Source organism: Spirochaetae bacterium HGW-Spirochaetae-1 (genome assembly GCA_002839375.1).
Lineage (GTDB): Bacteria > Spirochaetota > UBA4802 > UBA4802 > UBA5550 > PGXY01.
Window position 1 is genome coordinate 18,836 of record PGXY01000014.1, and the last position, 12,886, is coordinate 31,721.

The following is a 12,886-nucleotide window of genomic DNA, read 5'->3' on the forward strand; positions in this document are numbered from 1 at the left end:
GCCTGCCATGCTGCAACCCTTGACAGTGTAATTTACTTTTATTTATTCATCAACCAATGAAGACCTGCATCTACGGCATGGTCGCCACATCGAAAATTTGATCGACATAGGTTATCCAATTTACAGCTTCTTTATAATCATCTACAAAACCCGTTGGAACATAGATCGCCAGAGTTGAATGAGCTCCCGAAAAGATTCTGTCTCCCGTTATCACAGGTGGAGCATCACTTCCCATGACCACGGTGTTCAGCTGACTGCAGCTTTCAAAAACACGGTAGCCCGTGCTTTCCAGAGTTGAAGGGAGTGTTATTTCAGTCAGCGAAGTGCATTCATAAAAAGATAGATTTCCGATATATTCAAGACCTTCATTGAAGGTGATATCCTCAAGAGTTGAACAGCCATAAAAGGCATATTCCGCTATATCGGTAACGGCTGCAGGAATGACATAGGATGTATCCGTTTTACCAATGGGATACATAAGCAGAGTGGTTCCCGTTTTATTGAAAAGCACTCCTGATGATGATGAATAATTGGGATTACCGGCGGCTACAGTGATTGCCGTGAGCACTCCTATATTGGAGAAAGCCCCTGCTCCAATCGAGGTCACCGATACGGGTATATGAATACTGGTGAGGCCGCTATTTACAAAGCAATAGCTGCTGATGGTCGTCACCTGTTCCGGGATTGTCATTGTTTTCAACATCGTACAACCGTCAAACAGATATGAAGAGAGAGTCGTCACAGATGATGGAATGGTAACCGAGGACAGTTTTGCACACTGGGTAAAAAGCCCCTGGCTCAGTTGAGACAACTCTGCGGGTAGTGTAATACTTGTCAGGTTGACGCATTGACGAAAGGCATAACCCTCTATCGATGTTACATTGTCATCAATAATGATAGTTTCGAGATTTTTAGCGTCAAATAGAGCGAAGTAACCGACTGTTGCTACACTGACCGGAGTGGAATATGATGTACCCACTTTTCCCGGCGGATAGGCGATGAGTTTTGCTACCTCTTTATCGTACAGAACGCCGTCAACGGCCTTGAGAGATTCATTTTCATCAACAACATAAATAGCAGTCAGATTATAACATTGTTCAAACTGTGGGGTTGCTATTTCAGTAATGGACCTTCCGATTGTTATGGTTTTTATTGTAGAATTAGATGAAACAGCATTCCCATCAATGGACGTCACCGGTTTACCATTGTAGATAAGGGGAAGTACAAGGTCTTCCACTGTTTCACCCTCATCTGTCATGCCCGTGACAGTGGCTTCAGTATCCGTCTCGGAAAATGTAAAATAGGGTATCCATTTTGCAAAGAGCGTGGTATTCCCCGATATGGTTGTACCGCCATCACCGAAAATCCATCGGCTTTCTTCCTCAAAAGTTTCCGATGAGAACCATCCGTCGAATAGACTTCCCGTTTTATTAATTATATCAGGCTGGGGAACGGTAACACCTGCTTCAAATCCCGTTAAGTCAGTCAGTAACGTGTCCGCATCATTTTCTTCGAAAACCACTGAATAGGTATTGGTATCGCCAGTACCTCCACCCCCCACACACGATACAAAAATCATCAGGAACGGCAAAACCAGCAGCGCTATCAGCCATTTTTTAATCTTCATGTTATGCTCCCTGAAATAAATATGTGTCTTTATACAGAAAGTATATACAATATGGCAGTATTTGTCATCGTGGAAAACCCGTATATCTGGAAAAATATTCAATATGGGCGCAATGACAAAAGGTCGACATAAAATCTATTCCACAGCGCCGTTACAATCACCCTGTAGAGATGCCAGGCATGGCGTCTCTACAGGGTTGCCGCATCATCATATCACTGCCAGTGACATGCTCCGTTTTCATAACCGGTCTCAGTTATACGATCAAGACCGGAACCGTTGGTACTCATCATGTAAATTTCCCCGTTTCCATCACGGGTGCTGAGAAAAATAATTTTTCTCCCGCAGGGGGAATATGAAGGAACTCCATCAAATGCGGCATTATTGGTAAGCCGCACAGGAGCGTTGCCGTCGGCGTTCATGGTATACACTTCAGCCTCTTCATTGCCATCATATTGAAATACAATTTTTGAACCATCAGGAGAATACCGGGGCCAGGATTTAATATTATCGGTGGTTGTGATGCGTGTTACATTGCTCCCGTCGGTATTCATCGTGTAGATTTCCATTCTTGTTCCATCCCGGAGGCTGGTAAAAATAATTTTCGTGCCATCGGGAGAGAAAGCCGGATCAAAATCTGTGACGCCATTAGTAGTCAACCGCGTCTTACTGCTGCCGTTGGCATTCATGATATACACTTCTCTATCAGAAATATAAACAATTTTACTCATGTCGGGAGAATAGGAAGGATAATATTCATCTACTGCGTTAGTAGTCAACCGCGTCTGGCCGCTCCCGTCGACATTCATTGCATATACTTCCAAGTTACCATCACGATTGCTGGTGAAAAGAACTTTTGTTCCATCGGGGGACAGTGTCGGATTACGGTCATCATAAGCGTTGTCCGTAATCCGCGTCAATCCGCTTCCATCGGGCAGCATTGTATAAATCTGGTATTGGCCGTCTCCGTCAGGATCGCTTTCAAAAACAATTGTTCCGTAAAGAGCTGCATCTCCGGAAGAATCATCACAACTGATGAACGTCATTATCGTTATCATGAGCAAAGTTAAAAACATTAATTTTTTCATATATCATTATCCTTTATCATTTTATAATCCTATTCCGAAACAGAAACCGCCGCAGCGGCCTTTGCGTCCCTTGCCCTGAGCAGCGCCGGAAGCTGTTTCAGGTTCTCCGCCAGGCCTGCCGTGTTGCAGCCCTTGACGGTATAATTTACTTTTATTTCTTCATCAACCACGGTCTTCAGCTTATAGTAGCCCTTTTCATTGGGTTCGCCGTCACGGACCTTGAGAGAAACCGAGATGTACGATCCCAGGGGCGCCAGAACAATGAAGACCTGCATCTGGTCGCTTTTGCCCATTTCCACCTTGTAGCGGAAATCCATGGTTCCCACTTTTTCCCGGTACTCGCTCCAGTTCACAGCAAGCCACGATGTTCCGGCCAGGGCCATGATCAGGTAGGGACCGCCGGATACGCTGGTGCCGTCCAGGGCCATGCGGTCGGAATACAGCAGGGCCTGTTTATTGCCTTTTTCATCGGCACTCACCATGACCTTCAGGTCGCCCTTTTTCCGGAGCGCTTCGAACTCAGTAATGTCGATTTTCACGCCGTATTTCTTCTCCATGTATTCCTTCATTTCCCGCGCCGGGAACACATCGATGGAATTGCGTGAATCGAGATAGTCCACGCACACGATGCCCACCTTGAGGTTCAGCTCCGTGGCGAAGCACTTCAGGGGAAAGGTACGGGTCCCGCTTTTTGACTGAGCATATTTCTGAAAATCATCCCTGGTCCATTTCGCCGAAGACGCGCAGCCCGCGGCTGCCAGGGCGATAATGGCGATGAGGGAAATGATGCTGTTTCTAAGAATTTTGTGTTTCATGGAGCCTCCCTTGCGATGAACAAAAAGTCTCTTAACTGCCATTACTATGGCTTTACCGCAATTCTGAATCCGTATGTATAAGATCTACTATTAGAAGGATTTGAACTTATATAGCCAAGTTGAAGATACTGTGAATTATTAGCGAAATCTCCCTGAAACTGATTTCTGGCTGTGCCGGAGGCAATGTCAAACAACCATTCGGCTGCATTGCCGCACATATCGTATATAGTCAGGGCGTTTGCACTTTTTGTTATTACAGGATGGGATGTATCACCGCTGTTATCGAAATACCAGGCATAATTTCCGAAAATCGTACTAATAGTTGCACCTGAAGACGAATAGCAGGGATTTGTCGTGTCACCGCTCACATGGGTAGCAGGGTAAAACTCTCCCGCGTCCTTCACGTCTCCGTCATCATTGCTGTCAATTATATAAGTGGCAGCGAGTTCCCATTCATTCCGTGCGGGAAGCCTGAAACCGCCGGTATTGATATATGCGGTCACTGCGTCACATACCGAGGCATTAGCATCGCGTGAATCACGGATAGGAGAACCTGAAGCGCGATATGCGCATTCAAGAGAGGTGCCGTTCATTTCGTTATAGTATTCTGAAAGGGCGTTGCACCATACCATGGCATCCCGCCAGCTCACTGACATGACAGGGTGCTGGTTTGTTGTGGTACTGTCGTAATAATTACCCTGACATCCCTCATTTTGAAAATAATAACGGCCGACTCCCCTGTCACTGTGAATTGCCCAGTCGTAAATTTTTTTCCAGAGTTCATAGGTAACCTCGGTATCACCTATAGCAAATGACCTGATTACCTCGCTGTTTGTACTCCCATAGACACCGCTATAAAATTGCTTTGCCGGGACGCACCTCATAGTAAAGGCTGTGCCGTCTACGGAACAGGCAATCCCGTGACCCGCAGCATAGGGCTTTTGTTTTATTTGAACACCTGTTGATATTTTCCCCGTGCTGTCCACTGTCTGGACAGTGAATGTATATTCAGTCCCATTAATGAGCCCCGTAGCTGTAAATGATTCAATTCCACTGCTTATAGTCTGTTCTGCAGTCCCGGTTGGACTCCAGGTTATCAGTACATGATCAAAATCCGGGTCAGAAGGGTCTTCCCAAATCAAACGTATGCGTTGATTATCGAAGCTTGTCTCAAGGCTTGTCACCTCACCGGGTGACGTATCCACAGGACTATTTCCCCCGCCCCCATCGCACGAGGTAAAAACCAGCAGTAAAGATAAAACGAAAAAAAATGATAAGGCGTGTTTAAAGGTCTTCATAAATAAAACTCCTTATTGATATCGTACATAACGAAAACAAAATATTTTCAAAAAGCCCTGATGGCCCTGACCCTTTTTAGCAGGGTTTTAGGCGCAGAAAAACTGCTGTCCTCAGAGAAGCTGTGTCCTCCCGAAGCAGTGGTTGTGTGATTGGATGAACTCCAGTACTCAGCCGCGGAAAAGCCTCCCGCTCCCTGTGTATACAGATTATCATACATTAAAATCAGCTCATCCGAGGAAGGAAGAAACCAGTCGCTGTAATCATTATGCGTCAAGGCATCACATAAATAAGCGGCACGATCAGTTTTATTTGTTACATCACCACTCGTATCATCCGTATTGCTATCCAGCCATGCGACGATATTATCTGTATTATCCTGGCCGGAACCTGTAGTGATATCAGTCGTGATCCAAGTTTCATTCGCACCCCACTGCTTTGTAGTCCATTCAGTTGACGAAGGCGCCGCTTCAAGGTATGTCCATCCGTCTGCGCCAGAGTCAGGATTTACATAAAATATAAGCCCTCCGGCAGGGCCTGTATCGCCAATACTGTATCCATCATCATCCTTTTCACATGAGGAAAGAAAAAACAGAAGCGGTAAAACCAGAAGCACTATCATACATTTTTTGATCTTCATTCTTATATCTCCCTGAAATAAATAGGTGTATTTATACAGGAAGTATAGAAAAACCGGAGAGATTCGCCATCGTGGAAAACTCGTAGACGACTAAAAATAATCAATACGGGCGGAATGACAAAAGATCGACATAAAATCACTTCATAACACCGTTCTACCGAGCTTCTACCGAGCTTCTACCGAGCTTCTACCGAGCTTCTATCGAGCTTCTATCGATCATAGTACGCAAATATTTATCCCACACGCTAAGGGTTGAAATGTAATATGATTGACCTGAAATGACATACATCGTATGTGATGCCAGTTATGGAAAAACAACGATTATTCCTGAATAAAAACCTGCATATACTTTTCACGGTGACACTCATCGCGGTCATGGGGGTCACCAGTATTGCCCCGGCCTTCCCGAAAATTTCCCGTGAACTGGGCATTTCTTCGGCCCGTGTCGGGCTTCTCATTACGGTCTTCACCTTTCCCGGAATATTTCTTTCTCCTGTCATGGGTGTCATGGCCGACCGCCTGGGGAGGAAAACCGTGCTGGTGCCCTCACTTCTGCTTTTCGGCATAGCCGGCACAGCCTGTACCTTCACTCATGATTTCGCGGGCCTGCTTATCCTCAGGTTCTTCCAGGGGATTGGAGCGGCTTCCATTGCCTCGCTGAACCAGACCATCATCGGTGATGTGTTTACCGGAAAAGACCGTATTCAGGCCATGGGATATAATGCCACGGTCCTGAGTTTCGGTACGGCCCTGTATCCCGCCATTGGCGGCGCCATTGCTCTCCTGGGCTGGCATTATCCCTTTCTCCTGTCACTGTTCGCCTTTCCCGTGGCGTTCCTGGTGGCCCGAACACTGGAAAGCCCCGAACCGGAGAATACCCAGGATGTTCTGGATTATCTTAAAAGCGCCCTGCACCACATGAGAGGCGCCGATGTTATCGGCCTGTATTTTGCCAGCTCAGCGACCTTTATTCTGCTCTATGGCGTACTTTTATCATACTTTCCCTTTTATCTGAAATCGACCTACGATGCCACGTCCTTTTCCATAGGCATAATCATATCGAGCGCTTCCATAGGCACGGCCCTGGGTTCATCCAACATCAGGTACCTGAACAAACGATTTTCCATAAAGCAGCTTATCATCACGGCATTCCTGCTGTATGGAACGGCAATCGTACTCACTCTCGTAATAAAAACCCTGCTGCTGCTCCTGGTCCCGGTAATGCTCTACGGCTTCGCCAACGGGATCAACATGCCCGCCGCCCAGACCGCGCTGTCCAACAGCGCTCCCATGGAATACCGCGGCGCTTTCATGTCGCTCAATGGGATGGTCCTCCGCCTCGGCCAGACACTGGGACCTGTCCTGACCGGCCTGTCCTTTGCCCTGTGGGGGCTTCCCGGCGTCTTTTATTCAGCGCTGATCTTTATCGCCTGCACAATATTTATCCTGGCCTTTTTACTAAAAAGCAGGCCGGAAAATCCCTGATTTGACGAGAATAATACAGAGATGATTCGTCTCCCGCGATCAAAATTACTATTATTGACTTTCCACAACCGCTATACTATTGTATGCTTGACATTAACAGGAAAGGGGAGTAAAAACTCCTGAAACAACTTTAACCGGAAGGACGTATATGCAAAAGACAACACCAGCCATCTGTTTTATCGGCAGCGGCACCATGGCCCGGCGGCACTCAGCCACGCTGAAAAAACTGTATCCCCATATCAATCTTTTTTACGCCGATATAGACCCTGAACAGTCACGCCGGATGAATGATGATCTTAAGGGTAAGGGCAGCTATGCCTCCTGTGAAGAGGCCCTTCAGTCCGGTGATTTCCAGATAGCCTTCATTACCACGCCCCACGCCTGGCATGCCGAACTGGCAGTCATGGCGGCAAAAAACGGGAAGGATATTATCATTGAAAAGCCCGTGGCGAGAAACGGCAAAGAGCTGAACAGCATCCTGAAAGCCGTGACGAAATACGGTGTCCGTTGTGCCGTGTCGGAAAACTATTTCTTTAAGCCCTTCCTGAAGCCGCTGAAAAAATACATTAGCGCCGGACTCATCGGCGATGTTCTCTTTGTCGAATTGAACAAGGTCAACCGCGATTCCATACAGGGCTGGCGCACCGATCCTGTTCTCATGGGCGGCGGGGCCCTTCTGGAAGGCGGTGTCCACTGGGTGAACCTTCTTGTATCACTCGTGGGAGCCGATCCCGTAGATGTTATCGCCTTCAAACCGGAAGTCAGCTATGAAACGAATATCCCCGTCGAAGATTCTCTCATGGTCACGGCACGGTTCAGCAACGGTGTAACGGGGAAACTGCTTCATTCATGGCGAATTCCCAATTCGCTGAAGGGAATGGCCCATTCCAAGATATATGGCACAGAGGGAGTTATAACCTTTGAAAGCAATGGTCTCTTCATATCCGTATCGGGGAAGAAGCGCCGTCTATGCGTGCCCAATCCCCTGGATTTTCTCGGATTCAAGGCAATGCACAGGAGTTTCATACAGAATTATATGGACGGCAAACCCTGGGAACCGTCACTGGAGCGTATTACCATGGAATTCGGACTTGTTGAAGCGGCTTATCGCTCCTTAAAGACAAAAAAGCTGGAATCAATAAAAACAGTATAATGGGACTGATTTTTGCTTGATTTATATAGACCTTATAAAAAGATGAGCCTCGTATACTTTTTATCAAATTCATACTTTTATGGAGCGGAAAGTGAACAATATCGAGAATAATTATAGCTCAATTGCCGAACAGATTTCTCTTAAAATCGACTCGCTGCTTGAAACTATCGGAGACTCCTCAAAACGCGAAGCAGTCAAAAATTTCTGGAAGAATGACATTGTTGAATACTTTCTTCTCTGGCACAAACTGGGAGAGGAACTTACTGCAGGAACTATTTCTCAGGACGAAGCCAGTGAAAAGATAATAAAAGCAACAGACGAAACCCTTTATAAAGGGGATATACTGGAAGAGAGCCTCCATGATGATGAACTGGTAAAACAGCTGAAAAATATATTCAGGATTACCGGTGCACCCTATGGCCTGAAATCCAATGCCGTACGTCACGCCCTGGTGAAGCCGGGCGGATATCCCGGTGATTATGAACTCCTGGAATTCATATATAACAATGTCCCCACTTCGGATCACCTGGGATACTGCGCAGACAGGACATTCCTCGCCGACGGATATGCCCGGGCAGTTAATGCCAGAAAAGATCTCATGAAGGATATACTCAAAAAGTATCTGAAATCCAGGGAAAACAGCGATACACCTGTTGAAATTCTTAACATTGCCTGCGGCGCTTCAAGGGACCTGCGGGAAATGTTTAAAGAGGAATCCTTTAATTTCAAATCGGAAATAAAATTTACCCTGATTGATAAATCTACCGACGCCCTGAACTTTTCCCGGGAAAATCTGACCGGCATCCATAAAAATGTCAATTTCGATTTTCTGAACCACAGCGTCTACGATTACCTGAAAGAGCCCGATACCTACTTTAAAATGCTTAAAAACAAGGATATAGTCTATTCCATCGGCCTTGCCGATTATATTCCCGAAGAACCGCTGAAGGCCCAGACAAAGTTCTTCTTTGATCTCCTCAAACCCGGCGGATTGCTCATTATTGCCCACAAGGATTCCAAAAACTATCACCCCATTACTCCTGACTGGTGGGCCGACTGGACATTCCACATGAGAAATGAGGATGAAGTGGTGAATATATTTAAATCAAGCGGTATAAATAATTATTCATTGACAATTGAACGGGAAAAGAAGACAAATATTATATTCTTCGTCATAATAGAGAAGAAATAAGGGAATCTCAATAAATCATTTTATTGTTAATGAAAAACCTGATTTTTGAGGTGCCCATACTTTAATACGGCAAAGGTGCATACATGTCCTTTCTGGGAATAACCGGGCTGGTTAATTTTGTAACCAGCACAATCCTGGGGATTTTTATCCTGTTCAAAAATCCCCAAAAAAATCTCAGAAACACATACTTCCTATTAAATGCCAGTGTTGCCATTTTCAGCCTGGGATACTTCTTCTGGCAGATGTCGACGGATCTCATTTCCGCCACGATATGGTTTAAAGTCCTTACCGTCGGCATTATCCTTATCAACGTATTCTTCATACATTTTGTCTTTGTTTATGTAGGTATCGCCAAGCGGAAAAAATACGAGCTTGGTATTTATTATCTCATAAGCCTGGTATTCATTTTCTTAAACATCAATTCACAGCTCTATACCTCAATGGAACCCCGTCATGGTATGGGATTCTGGCCGAATCCAACGGTTTTTTTTGACGTATACCTGATCTTCTGGTTTTTCCTCTGTTTTTACGGCTTTGGCTGGTTTCTCAAGAGCTATTATGATAGTTTCGGATTTCAGAGGGAACAGAGGAAATATCTCACCCTTGGAGCTGCCGTGGGCTTCATCGGCGGTGCGTCAAACTGGCCCATGTGGTATGACGTTTACTTCCCCCCCTATGTCAATTTTTTCATCAGTATTTATGTTCTCCTTATTGCCTATGCCATAATCAAATACCGGCTCATGGACATAAAAATATTGCTCACCCGCGCCGGGATATTCCTTATTCTGTACACTGTAATACTGGGCATACCATTCTTTATGGGGTATCAAACCGACTTTGGTTTCGAATCATTCCTCCTTATTTTCGTATTCGCCACACTTGGCCCGGTGATCTATCAGTATCTTCAGAAGAAAGCAGAAGATGTCCTGCTGGGCAAACAACGAACCTATCAGAACATGTTTCTCCAGGCCGGAAAGGAGTTTCTCAGAGAAAAGGATCTGAACCGTATTCTGAAAATAATAGTCAATGGCGTGAAATACCAGATTCTTGTTGAATATGCCGCAATTTTTCTTCTCGATCAGGATAGCGGTGTTTATAAACTGAAATACATCAAGGGAGAGCATTCATTCCCTGAAGGTTTTTCCTTTGCCGCCGCTGACGATCTGATTATTCTCCTGCAAAAAGACAGAAGAATTATTTCTCTCGAAGAAATACCCAATTACATAAATAAATACACCATGACCCCGGTACAACTCATTGTTCCTTCCTTCATGGATGACAAAATGCTGGGATTTCTCATCCTTGGTGAGAAAATGGACAAGACTTTCTATACCAATGATGATATTCAGACTTTCGATATTATTTCTCATCAGGCGGCACTGGCCATAGAAAACTGTCTTTATTACGAAGAAAAGGAACGCTTCCAGGAGAGAATATTTCAAAATGAGAAAAGTGCCTTTATCGGCGGCATGGCCGAGGGTGTGGCTCATCAGATAAATAACCGTCTTAACCACTTCTCCCTGGCAGCAGCTGAGATTGAAATGCTTATAAAAAAGTATCAAAATGATTTTCCCGCACCGGTTAGAGAAAATCCTCCCATAAAAGAAACCTTTGAGTCGCTGCAGACCATCAGCGAACAGCTCATCGATAACGTAAAAAGAACAAATGGCGTCATCAAGGGCGTGCTGAACTACGCGAATCTGACGCGGCGCGATGATGATATCGCTGAAATATTTTTTAACGAGATAATAGATGCCGCCATAGACCTGGCTCAGATCAAGCATGAAATCGAGGAATTCCCCATACAGGTCGATGTGGTTGGATCGTCCAACATTCTCTACGGAAAAATGACCCAGCTCCTGGAAAGTATCTTCAATATTCTGGACAATGCATACGAGGCCATTGAGGAAAAACGCATGTTCAAACTGAACGAGGAGGAAAGACGGAATTTCTCGCCGCGCATATCCATAAAACTCGTTCAGAAGGACAATGTAAGCAGGATAGAGATTTCAGATAATGGTATTGGGATCAGGGAAGAAGACTATAAAAAAATATTTGCCCCTTACTATACGACAAAATCTTCTTTTAAGACAACGTCGAGTTCCGGCATCGGTCTGTACGAAGTGAGCCGATTCATCCAGGAAAACCACAAGGGGAAAATCTGGTTCGAATCGAAATACCTGGAAGGCACAACGTTCTTCCTGGAAATTCCCCGCATAATTTTCTGACGGCTATTTCCTGAACATTCCCGCGAAATGATCGTATATCTTAGCTGTCTGTACTGCGCTTTTACCTTCAGCTATGATCCTGAAAATGGGCTCCGTATTTGATGCCCTGAGATGAACCCATCCGCCTTTAAAGACTTCATGTTTTACGAAATCGATTCGGAGTCCGTCCAGTGTTGATATTTTTTCTCCCTTGAACTCACCCTGGAGCCTGGTCATGATTGTCGCGCTACCGGCGTTGCCGCGTATGCTGACCTTGCCCTTCTTCATCACATAGGATGGCAGAGAGGCAACAAGTTCCGATAATGTTTTGTTTCTCTCGGCCATCATGTCGAGGATATACCCGATTCCCACAAGGCTGTCTCTGCCCAAGTGAACTTCCGGTGAGATCACACCGCCATTACCCTCACCGCCGATTCTCGCGCCGTTTTTTCTCATTTCATCTACAACGTTTATTTCCCCGACCCTGGTTCGTTTTACTTTTACTCCATATTTGGCTGCGATGTCTTCAACGGCTTTTGTCGTGGACAGATTTATCACGACCCGCCCCTTTTCCCTTGAAAGAAGATGTTCCGTAACCAGGGCGATGGTGTTTTCTTCCCCGATAGGATTTCCGTTTTCATCAACGATTGCCAGCCTGTCGGCATCGGGATCCTGGGCGAATCCCAGGTCGGTACGATTTTTTTTGACGGCCAGAGACAGGTCCGTAAGATTTTCCGGAATAGGCTCAGCGCCGCGGGGGAACCGGCCGTTTATCTCGCAGTAAAGCGGCACTGTTCTGCAACCCAGTTTTGCCAGGAGCGTCTGGGTGATTATAGAACCGGCTCCATTAACCGAATCAAGAACAATGGAAAACTTTTTCTTCCTGATGCGGGCAGCATTGACTATATTCAACACTTTCCCAATATGAAGATCTGAAGCGCTGTTGTCTCTCGTTATAGTTCCGATTTTATCCCATTTCACATAGCTATGGTCATCTTCCATATATTTGAAGAATTTCTGTATTTCAGCAGAATTAAGAAATGTTCCGCTTTTATTGATGAGTTTAAAGGCATTCCATTCAATGGGATTATGTGACGCTGAAATTACAATCCCTCCCGCTGCCTTTTTTTCTTCCACCATGAGCTGTACTGTGGGCGTGGGAACGATCCCGATATCAATGACATTGCACCCACACAGTGACAGAACCGAAGAAACCAGGTCTGAAATAACCTGGCCCGTGGGCCTGCTATCCCTTCCGATTATGATATTGCCCCGACCTGCATACCGGGCAAAAGCGGAACTTATAGAGACTATCAGTTCAGGAGTGAGTGAGTCCCCAACGACACCCCGGATACCGGAAACACTTTTCATTAATGTAGACGACAT

The 12,886-nt window shown here is 45.6% G+C and carries 10 protein-coding genes; 4 read left to right on the plus strand and 6 right to left on the minus strand.

Annotated features, from left to right (window positions below):
* Positions 1-70: 70 nt before the first annotated feature.
* The 5 genes from CVV44_23385 to CVV44_23405 all read right to left on the minus strand — a co-directional run bounded on the left by CVV44_23385 (position 71) and on the right by CVV44_23405 (position 5,463).
* A complete protein-coding gene (locus CVV44_23385) occupies positions 71-1,627 on the minus strand; it encodes a hypothetical protein (protein PKL35072.1) in 1,557 nt (518 codons plus the stop codon).
* Between the two features lie 212 nt (positions 1,628-1,839).
* Positions 1,840-2,712, minus strand: a complete 873-nt coding sequence (locus tag CVV44_23390) for a hypothetical protein (protein PKL35073.1) — start codon at positions 2,710-2,712, stop codon at positions 1,840-1,842.
* A 29-nt stretch (positions 2,713-2,741) separates the two neighbouring features.
* Positions 2,742-3,527 carry a hypothetical protein gene (locus CVV44_23395; protein PKL35074.1) on the minus strand — a complete coding sequence of 262 codons (786 nt, stop codon included), beginning with the start codon at positions 3,525-3,527 and terminating at the stop codon, positions 2,742-2,744.
* 44 nt (positions 3,528-3,571) lie between these two features.
* A complete protein-coding gene (locus CVV44_23400) occupies positions 3,572-4,825 on the minus strand; it encodes a hypothetical protein (GenBank protein PKL35075.1) in 1,254 nt (417 codons plus the stop codon).
* Between the two features lie 47 nt (positions 4,826-4,872).
* Positions 4,873-5,463 carry a hypothetical protein gene (locus CVV44_23405; GenBank protein ID PKL35076.1) on the minus strand — a complete coding sequence of 197 codons (591 nt, stop codon included), beginning with the start codon at positions 5,461-5,463 and terminating at the stop codon, positions 4,873-4,875.
* 306 nt (positions 5,464-5,769) lie between these two features.
* On the opposite strand from CVV44_23405, the gene CVV44_23410 reads away from it, so the two are divergent.
* The 4 genes from CVV44_23410 (at position 5,770) to CVV44_23425 (ending at position 11,521) form a co-directional block, all read left to right on the plus strand.
* Entirely contained in the window at positions 5,770-6,948 is a 1,179-nt protein-coding gene (locus CVV44_23410; GenBank protein PKL35077.1) for an MFS transporter, read from the plus strand.
* Positions 6,949-7,096: 148 nt separating this feature from the next.
* Positions 7,097-8,101 (plus strand): hypothetical protein, encoded by a 1,005-nt coding sequence (locus CVV44_23415; GenBank protein PKL35078.1) that lies wholly within the window; start codon positions 7,097-7,099, stop codon positions 8,099-8,101.
* Positions 8,102-8,180: 79 nt separating this feature from the next.
* On the plus strand, positions 8,181-9,293 hold the full coding sequence (locus CVV44_23420) for a hypothetical protein (GenBank protein ID PKL35079.1): 1,113 nt from the start codon (positions 8,181-8,183) through the stop codon (positions 9,291-9,293).
* Positions 9,294-9,376: 83 nt separating this feature from the next.
* Positions 9,377-11,521 (plus strand): hypothetical protein, encoded by a 2,145-nt coding sequence (locus CVV44_23425; protein PKL35080.1) that lies wholly within the window; start codon positions 9,377-9,379, stop codon positions 11,519-11,521.
* A gap of 3 nt (positions 11,522-11,524) precedes the next feature.
* Here the strand turns inward: CVV44_23425 and glmM are convergent, their stop codons facing one another.
* Positions 11,525-12,886: a phosphoglucosamine mutase gene (gene glmM / locus CVV44_23430; GenBank protein PKL35081.1), complete on the minus strand. Its 1,362-nt coding sequence runs from the start codon at positions 12,884-12,886 to the stop codon at positions 11,525-11,527.